Origin of the sequence: Janthinobacterium sp. FW305-129, assembly GCF_020858115.1 — a bacterium.
Classification (GTDB): domain Bacteria; phylum Pseudomonadota; class Gammaproteobacteria; order Burkholderiales; family Burkholderiaceae_D; genus Janthinobacterium.
This window is the reverse complement of the sequence record NZ_JACYMM010000015.1, coordinates 55,002-71,522: the sequence shown is the minus strand read 5'-3', so window position 1 is coordinate 71,522 and position 16,521 is coordinate 55,002. Positions and strand designations below refer to the sequence as shown.

The following is a 16,521-nucleotide window of genomic DNA, read 5'->3' as shown; positions in this document are numbered from 1 at the left end:
TTCATTCTATCCGGCGTGCATTTTGACACATGCCCGCCACCCCCGCCTGCCTTGCCACCGCCTATCTGCGTGCTTTTTTACTGCAATGCAGCATCAATTCTCATCAATTGTCGCAACGCATTAACAACACCGGGCAAAATTCATTGCTTTCCAGCATTGTAAATATCGGTCGTTCGAGCGTATGCTGGTGTCGTCTGAACGGTGCCGCCAGAGCACCGTCGCCGCCGCATTCCTGGCCTGCCGCGCTGGAAGCGGGACACGCCCCATCGCCGCACAATAGAGAGTTGGAGACACAGCATGAAGAAATTGACGTTCCAGCAGAAGTTATGGATTCCCCTGATTTGCAGCCTGTTGTGCATCACCGTTATTTTTGTCTATAACGCCCTGGAAATTCGCAAGATCCGCATCGAAGAGCGTAGCGCCGACCTGAGCAATGCCGCCGACCTGGGCCTGGGCGCCGTCAAGATGTTCGGCGAGCTGGCCGCCAGCGGCGCCCTGACGCAGGAAGAAGCGCAAAAGCAGGCGACCGCCGTCATCAAGAGCATGCGCTTCGGCGAGACCGGCTATTTGTCCATCATCAACCTCGATGCCGTCGTCGTGATGAATCCTGCCGCGCCGCAAACCAATGGCAAGAACATGTCGGATTTCAAGGATGCCAACGGCACCTATCTGTACCGCGACATCGTTGCCGTCGGCAAGAGCGATGCGGGCAAGGGTTTCGTGCATTATTATTTCCCCCGTCCCGGCCAGAAGAACGCCGAACCGAAGATGAGCCGCGTGGTCGCTTACAAGCCGTGGAGCTGGACCATCGTGGTGGGCGTGTACATGGACGATATCGACGCGGCTTTCCGCCAGTCGCTGATCACTTCGCTGGGCGTGCTGCTGCTGGTGTGCGGCTTGCTGGCCGCCGTCGTCGTGGCGATCAACCGCAGCTTGCGCCATGCGCTGGGCGGCGATCCCGAATATGCGGCCGACGTGGCTGCTCAGATCGCGAATAACGATCTGAGCGGCGCCGTGCGCACGCATGCCAACGACCGTCACAGCGTGCTGTACGCGATGAAGACCATGCAGACCAACCTGGTCGACGCGATCAGCGAAATCCGCCATAGCGCCGAGACGATCGCCACGGCGTCGAGCGAGATTGCCAGCGGCAATATGGACTTGTCGGCGCGCACGGAAATGCAAGCCAGTTCGCTGGAAGAAACGGCCGCATCGATGGAAGAATTGACCTCGACCGTGACGCAAAACGCGGGCAATGCCGTGCAGGCAAATGAACTGGCGCAATCCGCTTCCGCCGTGGCGCGCCAGGGCGGCGCCGTGGTGGCGCAAGTGATCGGCACCATGGACACCATCAACGCTTCGTCGCGCAAGATCGTCGACATCATCGGCGTCATCGACGGCATCGCCTTCCAGACGAATATCCTGGCATTGAACGCCGCCGTGGAAGCGGCGCGCGCGGGCGAGCAGGGACGCGGCTTTGCCGTCGTGGCGTCCGAAGTGCGCAATCTGGCGCAACGGTCCGCCGGCGCGGCGAAGGAAATCAAGGAACTGATCGGCGCCTCCGTCGACAGCATCGCGGCCGGCAGTACCCTTGTCGCACAGGCGGGCACGACCATGGATCAGGTGGTGGCCAGCGTGTCGCGCGTGACCGACATCATGGCCGACATCACGGCCGCCTCGCACGAGCAAAGCACGGGCATCGGCCACGTCAACCAGGCGATCACGGAGATGGACAGCGTGACGCAGCAAAATGCGGCCTTGGTGGAAGAGGCGGCGGCAGCGGCGTCGAGCATGCAGGACCAGGCGGCCGTGCTGGCGCAGCTGGTCTCGCGCTTCAAACTGTCGGCGCAGGAACCGGGGGCGGCGCCGCGCCTGGCGGCAAGCTCGGCCGCGCCACGCGCCGTGGCGAAAAAGCCGCTGCGCAGCCTGGCGGCGCGCTGATTTACCGGGCTGGCGCCGCCGCTGGCGGCGCCGGCTCGAATTCCAGCTTGTCATCGACGACCACGAATTGCCCGATCGGCTGGCCCAGGTCGGCTTTCGGGTCGTTTTCCATTTCCGTCAGCTCATTGCAGGTATTCGTTTCCGCCTGCCACAGCTGCTTGCCCATGCGGATATTCCATATGCCATCGCCGGCCGCGAACAGCTCGACGGTGATGTCGGCCGGCGCATCCGTCGACAGCGTATGCAGGCGCTGGCATTGCGGCAAATTGGTCGCCATCAGCTGCACTTCCACCGTATCTTGCCAAAAATAACGTTGCTGGCGGCGCACGGTCAGGGAATGGTCCTGGCCATCGAACATATAGATGGCGAAGTCCTGGACACAGCCTGACAGCAGGACGGACAGCGTGACGATCAGGAGTTTGCGCATGGTCTGCTTTCTTTGATGGTTCTCGGGAATGGCGGAATTCGATTCTTGCGGCGAGAGTGGGTGCTTGCTTGCGTGGCAAGCGGGGCACGCGCCGTCTTGTTTTTCGCTTACGTGGCATTATATCCATGCACACCAGTTGCGGCGCGACAATAGTTACGCCCACCCATGCCAACGACCTGAAAGACGACGATGATCGACCTGTATTACTGGACCACGCCCAACGGGCACAAGGTGACAATGTTCCTGGAAGAAGCGGGCATTCCCTACAACATCATTCCCGTGCATATCGGCAAGGGCGAGCAGTTCAAGCCCGAGTTTCTCGCCATCGCGCCGAACAACCGCATTCCCGCCATCGTCGACCAGGCGCCGGCAGATGGCGGCGCGCCCTTGTCGCTGTTCGAGTCGGGCGCGATTCTGCAATACCTGGCCGAGAAAAGCGGGCAATTCCTGCCGGACGATGTGCGCGGGCGCGCCGAGGTGATGCAATGGCTGTTCTGGCAAATGGGGGGATTGGGCCCCATGGCCGGGCAAAACCACCATTTCGTGCAATACGCGCCCGAGCCCATCGATTACGCGATCACGCGCTATGTCAACGAAACGAACCGGCTATACGGCGTACTGAACAAGCGTTTGGCCGACCGCGCATTCGTTGCCGGCGACAACTATTCCATCGCCGACATGGCGATCTATCCATGGATCGTGCCGCACGCGCGCCAGCGCCAGAAGCTGGAAGATTTCCCGCACCTGGCGCGCTGGTTCGCAGCCATCGCCGCCCGTCCCGCCACCGTGCGCGCGTATGCGCGGGCGGCCGAGATCAATGTGCAGCCGACCGTCAGCGGCGACGCGAAAAGCGTGCTGTTCGGGCAGACGGCGAAGACGCTCGGCTAAGCTTAGTTCCCCTCAGTTGCCCCGATACGTGGAGAAACCGAAAGGGCTGAGCAGCAGCGGTATGTGATAGTGCTGCTCGGTCTTTTCCACGTGGAATTGCACGGGAATTTCCGGGAAGAATGTTTCCTGTTTCAGCCGCGCATAGTGTTCGCCCGTCTTGAACACGATGCGGTAGTCGCCCGCCTGCAACGGTTGATTTTCCGGATACATGGCCGCGATGCGCCCCTGCGCATTCGTCACGGCGCTGCTTAATTGTTTCCAAACGTCATCTTTTTTCTGCTCCAGGGTCACCGTCACGCCCGCCGTCGGCTGGCCGCTCTGCAAGTCGAGGATGTGCACGCTCAAGGGATTGGCGGCCAGCGCCATGCCGGACAGGCTGGCGAAGGCCAGGGCGGCAGCGGTTTTTTTCAGATAGCTCATCGTTGTTGCTTTCAAGGGGTGGGGGAATCGAGTTCGGGGATGGCTGCCAGGGCGGCCTGGGCGCAGGCCCGGTCTGGCAGGGCGCCGCCGCCGCCGGCCACGCCGATGGCGCCGACGACTTCGCCCCTGGCGCGCAAGGGCAGGCCGCCGCCCAGCAGCAACAGTTCCGGCACGGTGGCCAGGTTGCGCATGTCCGGGTTGGCGTTCGCTGCCACGGCCAGCGTGTAGGTGTCGCTTTTGGTGGACAAGGCCGTGTATGCCTTGCGCCGGCTCGCTTCCGTGTTGTGCGGGCCGACGCCATCGGCGCGCTGCACGGCGACAATATTTCCGCCACGATCCAGCACAGTGACGACGATATGCCGCCCTTGCGCCTGGCACGCGGCCATGGCCGCATCGGCCAGCTTGTTGGCCGCCGCCAGCGACAGGTCATTGACCGTGCGCAATTGCGCGTGGGCGGGACTGGCCAGCAGGCACAGCAGGGCACTGCCGAACATCAGGGTTTTCATCTGGCCTCCATGGAAAAGAATGGCGCCAGTATGGCAAGTGTTGCCCTACGAGAAGATGATCGCCGCATGACATTTTTATCATCCGCGGCGCCCGGCGCGCGGCGTAAAATGGCTTTATATTTCCCTTAGAAAGCCGCCATGCGCATCCTGGTAATCGAAGACGAACCGAAGACGGGCGACTATCTGCTGCGCGGCCTGGCCGAGTCCGGCTTCACGGTGAGCCTGGCGCGCAATGGCCGCGACGGCCTGCACATGGCCGGCACGCAAGCGCCCGATCTGATCGTGCTCGACGTCATGCTGCCCATCATGGATGGCTGGCAAGTCTTGCGCGCGCTGCGCCTGCAAGAGGGCGGCGCGGACGTGCCCGTGATTTTTCTGACGGCGCGCGACGAAGTGCAGGACCGCGTGAAAGGGCTGGAACTGGGTGCCGACGATTACCTGGTGAAACCGTTCGCCTTTGCCGAACTGGTGGCGCGCATCCGCACCCTGCTGCGGCGGGGGCCGCCCCGAGAAGACGACGTCATCCGCATCGGCGACATGGAAATCGATGTGATGAAACGCAAGGTCAGCCGGCAAGGCCAGCGCATCGCCCTGACGGCCAAGGAATTCGGCTTGCTGCATTTATTGGCGCGGCGCCAGGGCGAAGTGCTGTCGCGCTCCATCATCGCTTCGCAAGTGTGGGACATCAATTTCGAGAGCGACACCAACGTCATCGACGCGGCCATCCGCCGCCTGCGCAGCAAGCTCGACGATCCGTTCGAACCCAAGCTGATCCACACCTTGCGGGGCATGGGCTATGTCTGCGAATTGCGCGCGCCTGCCGCTTCAGACAACGGCGCCGTTCAATGAAACTGGCAGAACTGCGGCGCTCGCTGACCCTGCGCGTCACGCTCGTCTTTGTATTGATCGTGGCGCTCGTCTCGGCCGGGCTGGGCATGCATCTGTACCGTTCATTTGTGGCGGAAATCGAGCGCCGCGACGATATTTTATTGCTGGGCAAATTGCGGCAGATCCAGCAGCTACTCGGTAATGCGGGCACCCTCGATATCATCCGCGAGCGGCCCCAGTATTTCCGTGACACCATGAGCGGCCAGGAAAATTCCCTGGTGCGCATCGTGCGCGCCGATGGCACGCGTTTGATCGATGTCAATCCGAACGGCGAGAACGTCGTGCATGCTGTTCCCGTGGCCGTCGATGCGCCCGTGACGGCTGCCGACATCGTCAGCTGGGTCAGCCGCGACGGCTATCCGGCCAGGGTCGTGGCTGCCAGCGCGCGCATCGGCGATCCCGCGCAGATGGCTGACATTGCCGTCGCCCGGGTCTACGGTGACCGCACGGCCATGTTCGCCGCCTACCGCTGGCAGATCGTCGTTTCCGTCGCCGTCAGCGCGCTGGTGGCGGCGATACTGGCCAGCGTGATGCTGCTGCGGGGATTGCGGCCGCTGCGCAATATCGCCGCCCACGCGGCCTTGGTGCGGCCGGGCAAGCTGGGGCAGCAGTTGGAAGCGCGCGGTGCGCCGACGGAATTGCTGCCCTTGATTCAGGCCTTGAACGCCATGCTGGCGCGCCTGCAGGAGGGATACGCGCGGCTGTCGCAGTTTTCCGCCGATCTGGCGCATGAATTCCGCACGCCCGTCACCAATCTGCTGGGACAAAGCCAGGTCATGCTGGCGCGTCCCCGCAGTGCGCATGAGTATGAACAGCTGGTGTCGTCGAACGTGGAAGAGCTGGAGCGGCTGTCGCGCATGATCGACAGCATGCTGTTTCTGGCGCGCGCGCAGCAGGACGAAATGATCCTGATCAAGCAAGCCTTGCCCGTGCAGGACGAGTTCTTGCGCCTGGCCGATTTCTTCGAAGGCCTGGCCGAAGAACGGGGGCTGGCGCTGGCTTGCCACGGCAGCGGCACGGTGACGGCGGAGCCGCAACTGCTGCGCCGCGCGCTCGGTAACCTGCTGTCAAACGCCATCCGCCACGCGGCGCCGGGCAGCACGATACTGCTGCGTTCGCACGCGACGAACGAGGGCGTGGAATTGAGCGTAAGCAACCTGGGGCCCGCCATCCCCGCGCGCCACTTGCCCCACCTGTTCGAGCGCTTTTACCGCGCCGACCCGGCCCGCAGCGACTCGGCCGCCTCCACAGGATTAGGGCTGGCCATCGTCACGGCCATCATGCAGTTGCATGGCGGCAGCGCGACGGTCGCATCGGACGCGGCCGCCACGACGTTTACTCTTGTTTTCCCCGTTGAGAACGCCTGATAAAACCGTAGCGAGCGGAAGGGAGAGGTGGTTGAGAAGCGGAACTGTGCTTTGCACGGGGCCGCCGAGGCAGTGAGCATCGCAGACCACCTATACCGACGCGCAGTAGGTTTGATCAGGTGTTCTACCCCATTTCCACCAAAAACTCATGCATGCCCGTATGCGCCAACTGCGCACACGCTGGCGCAAAGTGCGGCAACTGTCCCCACAGCAGCGGATTGCCGACGATGTACACATAGTGCTGCGCGCGCGTCAGCGCCACGTTGAGCAGGTTCGGCGTACTTGCCGCCCATTGCGCGGCGCCGGCCGTGCTGTCGTCGGCACCGAGGACCAGCATCACCACGCTTTGCTCCTTGCCCTGGAAGGTGTGCACGGTGCCCACCATCTGGCTGCTCCATTGGCGCAATTCGCGCGCCGTCGGCGCCTTGCCATAGCCGAGGCGGCGGTCCCAGTCCATGTCGACGATGCGCGAACGTAATTCGTTGCGCACGGCCTTGAAGGGCGTGATCACATACATGTCCGGCAGCTTGCCGTCGCGGCGATACAGTTTCAATAACACTTCCAGCACGAAATCGAGCTGCACGGGCACTACCTGCTTGTAGCTGACGGGGCCGACGGCGTCGATCCAGCGGCTGGGGCCCCGCGTCAGGCCGCGCGCGCCGGCCGGCGGCGTGCGCTCGGCCAGCCCGTAGACCATCTTGTCTTCATAGGCGATGCTGTTGGCCAGCGAGAACATCGGTTCCACGCAGCGGCGGTGCACGCGCAGGGGGCTGCCGATCCACAAGGGCTGTGCGCTGCCGGCGCCGACGACGGCGCCATAGCGGTTGGCCTTGTCGGCAAGGGTCTGCACGGAAACGGAAGTCGGCGCGTAACTGCCATCCTGCGTATGCGGCGACAGGGCCGACAGGGTTTGCACGAGGCGGCCCGGCACCGTGAACACGGGTTCGATCTGCAGCGGGTCGCCCACGACGACGGCGCGTTTGGCGCGCCACAGGCTGCCCAGCGCCGCTTGCGGCACGGCCTGGCCCGCTTCATCGATGAACAGCCAGCCCAGCGATTCGGGACCCATGCCCTGGAACTGGCGCGCGAACGAGGCGAACGTGGTCGATACGACAGGCACGACCATGAACAGGCTGTGCCACACCATGGCGATATGCGACTGGTCGTAGGCGCGCTTGTTTTTGAGCAATTTCGACACGGCCAGCAAGTTGCCGCCAAAGCCGGGGCCACCTTTTTTTGCCACTTCCGCCAGCCAGGCTTCGTGCAGGGCCAGGGCCTTGGCGAACAGGCGCGAGCGCAGGCGCGCCAGCGCCGGTTCATGCCACAAGCCGCCGATTTGCAGGGCGTCGCCGTCCAGCTCGTCCAGGGTGGCCGGCGCGAGGATGGTGGGGAAGCGCATGCGCGCGCGGCGCAGCAATTCCGTGCTGTCATCCCATTCGCGCTGGCGCGATTGCGCCGTGCGCAGGGCGATGTGCAGGCCATGGCGGGCGCGTTCGCAGCGTGGCTCCAGTTCGCCCTTCAAGAGCAGCTTGATGGCGGAGATGTCGCGCGCCGCCTGGCGCTGCGCCTCGGCATTGGCGACGACGGCTTCCTTGTAGGCGCGCGCCGGGGCCGTGCGGAACAGCCGGGCAAAGAAGCCGGGCTGCGTCAGCGCCACCAGGCGTTCCTCTTCCAGCAATTCCTTCTTGCTGGCGAGCAAGGTGTCCTGCTGCGCCAGCGCGCCGGACAGGGCGCCGTTGGCCGCATCCATTTCTTGTTCGGCTGCAATCAACGCCTGCTGGCTGGCCTCAATGAAATCGGCTTCCGTGCACGTGCCCACGGCTTGCCACAGGGCAGCATATTGCGCGTGCTCGGCCAGGGCCTTTTCCACCACGTGTTCCGTCTCGCGGAACTCGCGCGCGGCCTGGGCGAAGCTGACGCCCTGGTAGCTGGCCAGCCATTGGCGGATATTCTGTGCGTTCGGCGTCTTGCGCGCCGTCGTTTTATCCCAGTCGTCGTCATAAAAATTGCTGACGAAGCGGCGGCGGTTGGCGCTATTGCCCAGCGCACAGGACATCAAGCCCCACGGCGCTTCCGTTTCGGTCAAGGCGCGGTTGGCGCCATTGCCGTCGGCCACCACCCGGCGCGCCACGCTTTCAAAGTAACGCGTGCGCGCCCATTCCTTGCCCAGCTGTTTTGGTTTTGGGAGGTCGCCGGAAATGTTTTCCACCGCCGCATTGTTCGACGAGGCGACGACCATTTCAAAGCCTGTCAGTTCCGGCCGCAAGCGGGCAATCGTGATCGGGTCGCGCACGCCTTCGAAGGCCACGGCCACCTTGCCGATGAAGGCGTCGCCGGCGCGGTCCAGGCAGGACAGCACGGCCGCGCGGCGCACGATGTTGTCGGCAAACAATTCGCGCAGCAAGGTCGTCTTGCCCGTGCCCGGTGGGCCGTTGACGGAAAAGATGCCGCGCTCGCTCAAGCCCGTGCGCGCGCCGTGGATGGCGAATTGCTGCATCAGGCTCATGGCGTAGCTGGCGTCTTCCAGCCAGTGGCCCCGGTTCATATTGGCCGGATTGAGCATGGCGGCCAGCGCCTGGCGTCCGGCCGGGCTGTACAAGTCGATGCGCTCGTCCTGCGCCAGCGGCGTCAGGTAGGCGGCGACGGTGGCGGGCAACTTGCCGCCACGCAAGGTGCGGATGATCTGTTCCAGGTCATCGAGGTAAAAACTGTTGAGAATATCGATGCTGGGTTCCACCGCGTCGCCGAAGTCCAGGCTGCGGTTCTGGCTGGTCTCAGCCAGGTCGCCTGCCGCCACGGCCGCGCGTTTCTTGCGCGTACGCAATTCCAGCACGGCCAGCGGCTGGCCGGCGGTTGGGCGGAAACCGGCCCAGTCGATGAGCAGGTCGGCCAGGGCCGCGATTTCCATGCCGGACAGGGGCGATGAGACATTACCCGCTTCATCCGCTACTTGCTGCGATACGCGGCTGGCCGCGAAGTTGCGCAGGCTGTCTTGCAGCACCAGCTGGCTGTCGCTGAAGGCGTCCAGGCTCAGGCCCGACCAGTCCGGCGTGCGTGCGCGCCCCAGGGCCCACGGCAAGGTTGACACGGAGACAGGATCGAACTGCGGCTCGCCCAGCGCATTGAGGTTCAGGCGGGCAAAGCACGAGCGTCCCAGCAGTTCTGTTTTTTCTGTTTCGGCAATGTTTTCCGGGCCGTTGGCCGACGGGCACGCCTTGTTGATTTCGGCCTTGTCGAAGACGCCGAGGAACAATGAGAAGCCGTCGATCTCGCGGTCGGAAGGCACTGGCCATTGCGTGGCGAACTGCAGCGGCAATTGCGCCAGCTGTTCGCGCTGAAGGAGACGCACGGTGGACTGGTCTTCAACGTCCGTGATTTGATTCAGGTCAAACGGGATAAAGAATTCGATCTTGTGCCAATACTCCAGGATAGCCAGGAGGCGCTGCTGTTCTGCCTGATTCATGATGACCAATATTTTGTAAAGCGAGCGAGGATTGTAAAGCGTATGCACGCTGCACGTTTTGCACTTTTGCCTATTGCGCGGGCTTTGCCGCAAAAAAAGTGGTATTGGCGGACGAAAAAAAGCCAGGCAGCAACTTCCTGCCTGGCTTTCCCGTGGGGAGGACGTTGCTATTCGTTAAAACTCTTCCCATTCGCTCTCGGCAGCCGCATTGCTGCGGCGCGCCGGCGCGGCCGCGACGGCCTTGCGCGCTGGCGCGGGCCGGGCGGCGGGAGGAGCGATTTTTGCCGCGGCCGGTGCTGCCCGCACCGGGTTCGGCTTGGCGGCGCTGGCGACATGGTTGCCGGTTTTAAAGAATCCCACCACGTGCGCCAGTTCGCCGGCCTGCTCCTGCATGCTTTGCGAAGCGGCCGCCGCTTCTTCCACCAGGGCCGCGTTTTGCTGCGTCACTTCATCCATCTGGGCAATGGCCATGTTGATCTGTTCGATGCCGATGGTCTGTTCGTGCGTGGCGGAGGTGATTTCTCCCATGATGTCGGTCACGCGCACGATGCTGTCGACGATGTCGCCCATGGTCTGGCCCGCTTCATTGACGAGGCGCGAACCCGTGTCCACGTTGGCGACCGAGGCGGCGATCAACTCCTTGATTTCCTTGGCGGCCGAGGCTGAGCGGTGTGCCAGGTTGCGCACTTCCGTGGCGACGACGGCGAAGCCGCGGCCCTGTTCGCCCGCGCGCGCCGCTTCCACGGCCGCGTTCAGGGCAAGAATGTTGGTCTGGAAAGCGATGCCGTCGATGACGCCGATGATGTCGACGATTTTCTTCGACGACTCGTTGATGGTGCCCATGGTGTCGACCACTTGCGAGACGATGCTGCCGCCGCGCACGGCCACCTCGGACGCGCTTTTCGCCAGCTGGTTGGCCTGGCGCGCATTGTCCGCGTTCTGCTTCACGGTCGAGGTCAGCTCCTCCATGGCCGACGCCGTTTCTTCCAGCGAGCTGGCTTGCTCTTCCGTGCGGGACGACAGGTCGAGGTTGCCGGCGGCAATTTCGCTCGATGCCGTGGAAATCGCATCCGTGCCGTGGCGCACTTGCGCCACCACGCCCAGCAAGCTGGTGTTCATGGCTTTCAGGGCGCCCAGCAGGCGGCCCGTTTCATCGCTGGAATCGACGACGATGTGCGACGATAAATCGCCCGAGGCCACGGTTTCGGCCACGCCCACTGCCGCATTGATGGGGCGGGTGATCGAGCGCGTGATGATCCAGGCAACAAAAGCGCCCAGCAGCACGGCCACGCTGCCCAGGATGATCATGTAGGCGCGAGCGCTCGCGCTCAGCGTTTCGGCGTCCGTTGCCGCCTGCGCGGCCTGCTGCGCTTCATACGCGACCAGACTGTCGAGTGCGCCCAGCACGATCTTCAGGCTCGGTGCCGCCTGTTGCGTCAAAAAGGCGATCGCTTCTTCCGTCTGGCCTGCATTGCGCAGCTCGATGACCTTGTTGTTCAGCGGCGCGCCCGATTTCAGGGCCGCGTCCAGTTCGGCCATCAAGGCCGTTTCCTTGTCCGTCGAGATTTTCTTTTGCAAGGTTTCCTTGGCGGCGCCGTATTTCTTGCGCGCTTCGCCGATCTTTGCCAGTTCCGCCTGCACCAGCGCTTCCGTCGGCGCCACCACCACGCTGGTGATCGCCAGGGTAATGTTGCGCACGTTGTCGCTCATGGTGTTGGCCGCCGCCATCTTGACGTTCTTGTCGGCCACGATGTCGTGGGTGCGCGCACTCAGTTGCCCCATGGAATACAGGCCGACGAGCAAGACGGCCACCAGCAGGCCGAGGACGACAGCAAACCCGATCCCGAGCCGGGTGCCGATTTTGAATTGTGTGAGTGACATGATTGCTTTCGTATTGCGGTGTGGTGAGGAAACGTCGACAGGCCGGGGCTACGGGTTAATACGTAAGGGCGGCCAGCCTGTAATTGTTCCTCAAAATTCCGCACTGCAATACAAAAACTTGTATCAAGTCCGCGAAAAGTTTAAAAATTGGTAGCAAATTAAATAAGTTGTCGTGTGGAAACAACGAGCGCCGTGCCGCAGGCGCCGTCAGCTTTCCGCAAACACGTGGACGGCCAGGAAATCGATGAAGGCGCGCAGTTTTGGCGTCAGGTGGCGGCTGCTGGGCCACAGGATGCGGAAGGCCCCGTCGTGCCGGCGGTGCGCGTCCAGCACGGGCTTCAAGCGGCCCGCCGCCAGCGCGGCGCGCACGGCAAAGTCGGGCAGGGCGGCGATGCCCAAGCCGCTTTCGGCAAAATGCAGCAGGGTGTCGACATTGTTGCAGTTGAGCACAGTCGGCAAACCGGCCGCGTGCAAGGCAGGCCACTCGGGCAGAGGCCAGGCCTCGACCTTGCCGCTGCTGGGAAACTTGTACAGCAGGCAAGTGTGGCGGGCCAGGTCGGCCGGCCGCGCGGGCGTGCCATGCCGCGCCAGATAGGCCGGTGCGGCAACCAGCTGCAGCTGGAACTGGCCCAGCTGGCGGCTCATCAAACGGCTGTCGGCGCTTTCGCCCGCGCGCACGACGGCGTCATATCCCTCCTCGATCACGTCGACGCGGCGGTCGCTGAAATCGAGGTCGAGTTCCACCTGCGGATAGGCGCGCGCGAACGCGGCCAGCACGGGGTTGAGCAGGCTGCCCACCAGCGGCAGGCTGACGCGCAAGCGGCCCTGGGGCGCGCTCTTGCTGTTGGATAATTCCAGCTCGGCCGCTTCGATTTCTCCCAGGATGCGCCGGCAGCGTTCGAGAAACACGGTGCCTTCGCTGGTCAGTGCGATGCTGCGCGTGCTGCGGTGAAACAGGCGTACACCGAGGCGTTCTTCCAGCCGCGCGATGCTCTTGCCCACGGCCGAGGCTGAAATCCCGAGCACCCGGCCCGCCGCGACGAAACTGCGCAGCTCCGCCGCCTGCACGAAGGCCGTGAATCCCGCCAGGTTGTCCATGGTTTTCCTTTTGATTGCGGATGCCAACGTCCGCACAGACTGAAACTATAGCCTGTTTTTCTTTGATCGCGCCTGGCTTACCTTGGCAGCCTGATCATTTGAAAGGCTACGCCATGATGTACAACTTCTCTCCCGCGGCCTTGTCCGCCCGTATCGATCCCTTGCTCGATGCCGTGCTGGAACAGCAGCGCCTGGCGGGCGCCGTGGTGCTGGTGCGCCAGCGTGGCCAGGACATCTATCGCCGCGCCGCCGGCCACCTGGACCGCGAAGCGGGCACGCCCATGGTGGAAGACGCCGTCTTCCGCCTGGCGTCCGTCAGCAAACCCATCGTCTCCACGGCCGCGCTGGCGCTGGTGGGACAGAACCGCCTGGGCCTGGACGACCCGGTGGCGCGCTGGCTGCCGTATTTCACGCCGCGCCAGCCGGACGGCACGGTGGCGGCGATGACCGTGCGCCACTTGCTCACGCACACGGCCGGCCTCGACTACGGCTTTTTCCAGCCGCCGGGCGGCGCGTATGCGCAGGCGGGCGTGTCCGACGGCATGGATGCGTCCCGTATTTCCCTCGATGACAATCTGCGCCGCCTGGCCACGGTGCCGCTCGCGTATGCACCGGGCGAACGCTGGGCGTATTCGATCGCCACGGACGTGCTGGGCGTCGTGATCGAAGCGGTGACTGGTCTGCCGCTGGCGCAGGCCGTGGCACAGCTGGTGACGGGGCCGCTGGCCATGCGCGACACGGGTTTTATCAGCACGGACGCGGCGCGCCTTGCCGTCGCCTATGCGGACCGTGCAGCGGGAGAAGCCCGGCCGCGCCGTTTGCTTGATGCGGGGGAAGACCATCTGCCGTTTCTCGAAGGCATGGCAGGGTTTGTGTTGTCGCCGGCGCGTGCCCGCGATGCGCAGGCGTACCCGTCCGGCGGCGCCGGCATGCTCGGCTCGGCACCCGACTTCATGCGCCTGCTGGAAACCTTGCGCCTGGGCGGCGCGCCGCTGCTGCCGCCGGCGCTGGCGCGCCAGATGGGAGCAAACCAGACGGGCGGTTGTGATTTGCCATTCTGGCCGGGACGGGGCTTCGGCCTGGGTTTTACGGTATTGACGGACCCGCTTGCCGCCGCCACGCCGGAATCCGTGGGCACGTGGCGCATGGGCGGCACGTATGGCCACTCGTGGTTTGTTGATCCTGCGCAAGAACTCTCCGTGGTGGCGTTCACGAATACGGCATTGGAGGGCATGGCGGGGCCGTTCGTGACGGAGCTGTGCCAGGCCGTGTATGGCGGGGAGCAAGGGCAATGACGCGCCCGCACCCCATCGTCTTCCTCGCGCTGGGCCTGTTCGGCGTGTATTGCATCGAGTTTGGCGTGGTCGGCATCTTGCCGATGATCATGCAGCGTTACGGCGTGACGGCCGCGCACGCCGGTTCGCTGGTGAGCCTGTTCGCGCTGGTGATCGCCGTGGGCGGCCCCTTCCTCGTGCTGCTGGCCACGCGCTGGCGCCGCAAACCGGTGCTGATCGTCTCGCTGCTCGTGTTCGCGCTGGCCAGCGTGGCTTCGGCGTATGCACCGCGCTTCGGGCTGCTGCTGGCGCTGCGCGTGGTGCCGGCCCTGTTCCACCCCGTGTATTTCTCGCTGGCCATGGTGGCCGCCGCCGCCCTGTATCCGCCACGCGAGGCGGCAAAGGCCGGCGCGCATGCATTCACGGGCACCAGCATGGGCATGGTGCTGGGCATCCCGCTGACCACGTGGATCGCCGCGCAAGTTGGCTATGAGGCGTCGTTCCTCGCCTGCGCCCTCGTCAATGCGCTGGCGGCGCTGGGGCTGTATCTGTTTCTGCCTGACACGCCGCGCGAGGCGCCGCTGGCGTATGGCCGCCAGCTGGCCGTGCTGCGCAAACCCGCCCTGTGGTTCACCATTGCCGCTGCCGTGCTGGTGTTTGCCGCCATGTTTGCCGTGTATGCGTATGCGGCCGCGTATCTGCAGCAGGAAGCGGGCTTGTCGGCGCGCCAGACGGGGCTGGCGCTGGTGGTGTTTGGTATCGGTGGCGTGGCGGGCAATCTGTACGCGGGGCGCCAGCTGGGCACACACGTGTTGCGTACGGTGCTGCTGCAGCCCGTGCTGCTGGGGCTGGCGTACTGGCTGCTGTATGAATATGCGGGCGGCAGCATCGGCTGGGCGGCGCTGGCCGTGTTGCTGCTGTTCTGGGGCGCGGCGCATACGAGCGGGCTGATCGTCACGCAAGTGTGGCTCAGCAGCGAAGCGCGCGAGGCGCCCGCGTTCGCCATCGGCGTGTATATCGCCGCCATCAACCTGGGCGTGACGCTGGGCGCGCTGGCCGGCGGCCTGGCCATCGAGTCCTACGGCATGCAGGGGGCGCTGGCTTGCGGCGCGCTGCTGGGGGCGCTGGCGCTGGCCTTGATCGGGATCAAGGCGTGGCGCTACCGCCTCGTGTCAGTCCTCGATATGGTTGGGGATGCGAAACAGTAAATCTGTGTCGCCGATGTCCACGCCCGCCTGCGACAGCAAGGTGCTGGCCTGGCCCCGGTGGTGCGTCTGGTGGTTGAAGAAATGCATGAGCAGGCTGAAGAACTCGCGCCGGTTCGGCCCCTTGCTGTTGCGGTAATCGAGCAAATGGTCCAGGTCTTCTTCGCGGATGGAGGCGGCCCAGTCGACGATGAGCTGGTCCAGCCACAGCCGGTGCGCCTGCATGGCGGCAAAATCGTCGGCCGCGAACAGCGGCTGCGTCAGCGACGTGGGCGGCGTGATGGCGCGGATGGGGTCGAGCAGCGGGAAACCGGCCGGATGTTTCGCATAGCGCTGCAGCCACAAGGTGTCGCCCACCATCACGTGGTTCAGGGTGGCCAGCAGGGAGCCGAAGAAGGCGCCCCGCTCGCGCTGCAGCTCGCCGGGCGGCAGGCTGGCGGCCGCCGCGTAGACCTTGGCATTCATCCACTGGTTGTAATCGGCCATCAGGCATATGTGGGCGCAACGGCTCATGCTGGACTCCTTCAGTGGATGAATGACAATATTAAACGGACTTCAAAAATGCGCGTATGCCGGCCAGCAACATTTCAATGGCCATGGCCGTCAGGATCAAGCCCATCAGGCGTTCGAATGCCGTCATGACCCTTGGACCGAGCGCCCGCTGCAAGCGTTCGGCGCACAGGAAGACGGCCAGCCAGACGACGGCCACGGCCGTCAAGCCCGCCACGTGGGCGATGACTTCGTTCATTTCATGCGAGGAAAACAGCAGCACGGTGGCCAGGGCCGACGGGCCGGCCAGCGCGGGGATGGCCAGCGGCACGATGAACGGTTCGCCGCCCATTTCGTGGTCGCTATTGCCCGCGTTTGGCTGCGGAAACACCATGCGCATGGCGATCAGGAACAAAATCACGCCGCCGCCGATGCGCAGCGCCACTTCCGACAATTGCAAGGCGTTCAGGAAATGGCGGCCGAAGAACATAAACAGCAGCAAGATGCCGAAAGCGATCAGGCATTCGCGCACCACGACTTTCCAGCGCCGCTCGATGGGTACCCGTTTCAGGGCATTGACGAACAGGGAAACGTTGCCGAACGGATCGGTGACGAGCAAGAGCAGGATAAATGTCTGGAAGAAATTCTGTGTCATGGTGGTGTGATTGAGGTCA

At 64.1% G+C, this 16,521-nt stretch carries 15 protein-coding genes; 7 read left to right on the top strand and 8 right to left on the bottom strand.

Going from position 1 to position 16,521, the window contains the following annotated elements; genetic code table 11:
- Positions 1-29 precede the first annotated feature (29 nt).
- Positions 30-380 (top strand): hypothetical protein, encoded by a 351-nt coding sequence (locus IGS61_RS25275; RefSeq protein WP_230542109.1) that lies wholly within the window; start codon positions 30-32, stop codon positions 378-380.
- Positions 298-1,941, top strand: a complete 1,644-nt coding sequence (locus IGS61_RS25270) for a methyl-accepting chemotaxis protein (protein WP_230542108.1) — start codon at positions 298-300, stop codon at positions 1,939-1,941. The genes IGS61_RS25275 and IGS61_RS25270 overlap by 83 nt, the downstream gene beginning before the upstream one ends.
- A gap of 1 nt (position 1,942) precedes the next feature.
- Here IGS61_RS25270 and IGS61_RS25265 read toward each other — a convergent pair whose 3' ends face one another.
- Positions 1,943-2,368 (bottom strand): hypothetical protein, encoded by a 426-nt coding sequence (locus tag IGS61_RS25265; RefSeq protein ID WP_230542107.1) that lies wholly within the window; start codon positions 2,366-2,368, stop codon positions 1,943-1,945.
- 189 nt (positions 2,369-2,557) lie between these two features.
- On the opposite strand from IGS61_RS25265, the gene IGS61_RS25260 reads away from it, so the two are divergent.
- A complete protein-coding gene (locus IGS61_RS25260) occupies positions 2,558-3,256 on the top strand; it encodes a glutathione binding-like protein (protein WP_230542106.1) in 699 nt (232 codons plus the stop codon).
- A 12-nt stretch (positions 3,257-3,268) separates the two neighbouring features.
- Here IGS61_RS25260 and uraH read toward each other — a convergent pair whose 3' ends face one another.
- The gene (gene uraH, locus IGS61_RS25255; protein WP_230542105.1) at positions 3,269-3,676 is read right to left on the bottom strand and encodes a hydroxyisourate hydrolase; all 408 of its coding nucleotides are present in this window, start codon (positions 3,674-3,676) and stop codon (positions 3,269-3,271) included.
- Between the two features lie 11 nt (positions 3,677-3,687).
- A complete protein-coding gene (locus IGS61_RS25250; protein WP_230542104.1) occupies positions 3,688-4,182 on the bottom strand; it encodes a GlcG/HbpS family heme-binding protein in 495 nt (164 codons plus the stop codon).
- 138 nt (positions 4,183-4,320) lie between these two features.
- Here IGS61_RS25250 and IGS61_RS25245 point away from each other — a divergent pair, with 138 nt between their 5' ends.
- Positions 4,321-5,031 carry a heavy metal response regulator transcription factor gene (locus IGS61_RS25245; protein ID WP_230542103.1) on the top strand — a complete coding sequence of 237 codons (711 nt, stop codon included), beginning with the start codon at positions 4,321-4,323 and terminating at the stop codon, positions 5,029-5,031.
- Complete coding sequence (locus IGS61_RS25240) at positions 5,028-6,437, top strand: heavy metal sensor histidine kinase (protein WP_230542102.1); 1,410 nt, start codon at positions 5,028-5,030, stop codon at positions 6,435-6,437. The genes IGS61_RS25245 and IGS61_RS25240 overlap by 4 nt, the downstream gene beginning before the upstream one ends.
- Positions 6,438-6,561: 124 nt before the next feature.
- On the opposite strand, the gene IGS61_RS25235 is transcribed toward IGS61_RS25240, so the two are convergent.
- The 3 genes from IGS61_RS25235 to IGS61_RS25225 form a co-directional block, all read right to left on the bottom strand.
- Entirely contained in the window at positions 6,562-9,900 is a 3,339-nt protein-coding gene (locus IGS61_RS25235; RefSeq protein ID WP_230542101.1) for a DEAD/DEAH box helicase, read from the bottom strand.
- Between the two features lie 174 nt (positions 9,901-10,074).
- Complete coding sequence (locus tag IGS61_RS25230) at positions 10,075-11,781, bottom strand: methyl-accepting chemotaxis protein (protein ID WP_230542100.1); 1,707 nt, start codon at positions 11,779-11,781, stop codon at positions 10,075-10,077.
- A gap of 207 nt (positions 11,782-11,988) precedes the next feature.
- Complete coding sequence (locus IGS61_RS25225; protein WP_230542099.1) at positions 11,989-12,879, bottom strand: LysR family transcriptional regulator; 891 nt, start codon at positions 12,877-12,879, stop codon at positions 11,989-11,991.
- 113 nt (positions 12,880-12,992) lie between these two features.
- On the opposite strand from IGS61_RS25225, the gene IGS61_RS25220 reads away from it, so the two are divergent.
- Together IGS61_RS25220 and IGS61_RS25215 are read left to right on the top strand one after the other, a co-directional pair.
- A complete protein-coding gene (locus IGS61_RS25220) occupies positions 12,993-14,174 on the top strand; it encodes a serine hydrolase domain-containing protein (RefSeq protein ID WP_442908104.1) in 1,182 nt (393 codons plus the stop codon).
- On the top strand, positions 14,171-15,361 hold the full coding sequence (locus IGS61_RS25215) for an MFS transporter (protein WP_230542098.1): 1,191 nt from the start codon (positions 14,171-14,173) through the stop codon (positions 15,359-15,361). Before IGS61_RS25220 ends, IGS61_RS25215 begins: the two co-directional genes overlap by 4 nt.
- Here the strand turns inward: IGS61_RS25215 and IGS61_RS25210 are convergent.
- Both IGS61_RS25210 and IGS61_RS25205 read right to left on the bottom strand, forming a co-directional pair.
- Positions 15,326-15,871 (bottom strand): DinB family protein, encoded by a 546-nt coding sequence (locus IGS61_RS25210; RefSeq protein ID WP_230542097.1) that lies wholly within the window; start codon positions 15,869-15,871, stop codon positions 15,326-15,328. The two genes, IGS61_RS25215 and IGS61_RS25210, sit on opposite strands and share 36 nt — an antisense overlap.
- Positions 15,872-15,902: 31 nt before the next feature.
- Positions 15,903-16,502 (bottom strand): MarC family protein, encoded by a 600-nt coding sequence (locus IGS61_RS25205; RefSeq protein ID WP_034781292.1) that lies wholly within the window; start codon positions 16,500-16,502, stop codon positions 15,903-15,905.
- Positions 16,503-16,521 lie beyond the last annotated feature (19 nt).

Excerpts from the sequence above, each read along its gene's own strand:
- IGS61_RS25205 (WP_034781292.1), bottom strand. The coding sequence starts at position 16,502 with ATGACACAGAATTTCTTCCAGACATTTATCCTGCTCTTGCTCGTCACC.
- IGS61_RS25270 (WP_230542108.1), top strand. The coding sequence starts at position 298 with ATGAAGAAATTGACGTTCCAGCAGAAGTTATGGATTCCCCTGATTTGC.
- IGS61_RS25240 (WP_230542102.1), top strand. The coding sequence starts at position 5,028 with ATGAAACTGGCAGAACTGCGGCGCTCGCTGACCCTGCGCGTCACGCTC.
- IGS61_RS25210 (WP_230542097.1), bottom strand. The coding sequence starts at position 15,871 with ATGAGCCGTTGCGCCCACATATGCCTGATGGCCGATTACAACCAGTGG.
- IGS61_RS25245 (WP_230542103.1), top strand. The coding sequence starts at position 4,321 with ATGCGCATCCTGGTAATCGAAGACGAACCGAAGACGGGCGACTATCTG.
- uraH (WP_230542105.1), bottom strand. The coding sequence starts at position 3,676 with ATGAGCTATCTGAAAAAAACCGCTGCCGCCCTGGCCTTCGCCAGCCTG.
- IGS61_RS25235 (WP_230542101.1), bottom strand. The coding sequence starts at position 9,900 with ATGAATCAGGCAGAACAGCAGCGCCTCCTGGCTATCCTGGAGTATTGG.
- IGS61_RS25275 (WP_230542109.1), top strand. The coding sequence starts at position 30 with ATGCCCGCCACCCCCGCCTGCCTTGCCACCGCCTATCTGCGTGCTTTT.
- IGS61_RS25230 (WP_230542100.1), bottom strand. The coding sequence starts at position 11,781 with ATGTCACTCACACAATTCAAAATCGGCACCCGGCTCGGGATCGGGTTT.
- IGS61_RS25215 (WP_230542098.1), top strand. The coding sequence starts at position 14,171 with ATGACGCGCCCGCACCCCATCGTCTTCCTCGCGCTGGGCCTGTTCGGC.
- IGS61_RS25220 (WP_442908104.1), top strand. The coding sequence starts at position 12,993 with ATGATGTACAACTTCTCTCCCGCGGCCTTGTCCGCCCGTATCGATCCC.
- IGS61_RS25225 (WP_230542099.1), bottom strand. The coding sequence starts at position 12,879 with ATGGACAACCTGGCGGGATTCACGGCCTTCGTGCAGGCGGCGGAGCTG.
- IGS61_RS25265 (WP_230542107.1), bottom strand. The coding sequence starts at position 2,368 with ATGCGCAAACTCCTGATCGTCACGCTGTCCGTCCTGCTGTCAGGCTGT.
- IGS61_RS25260 (WP_230542106.1), top strand. The coding sequence starts at position 2,558 with ATGATCGACCTGTATTACTGGACCACGCCCAACGGGCACAAGGTGACA.
- IGS61_RS25250 (WP_230542104.1), bottom strand. The coding sequence starts at position 4,182 with ATGAAAACCCTGATGTTCGGCAGTGCCCTGCTGTGCCTGCTGGCCAGT.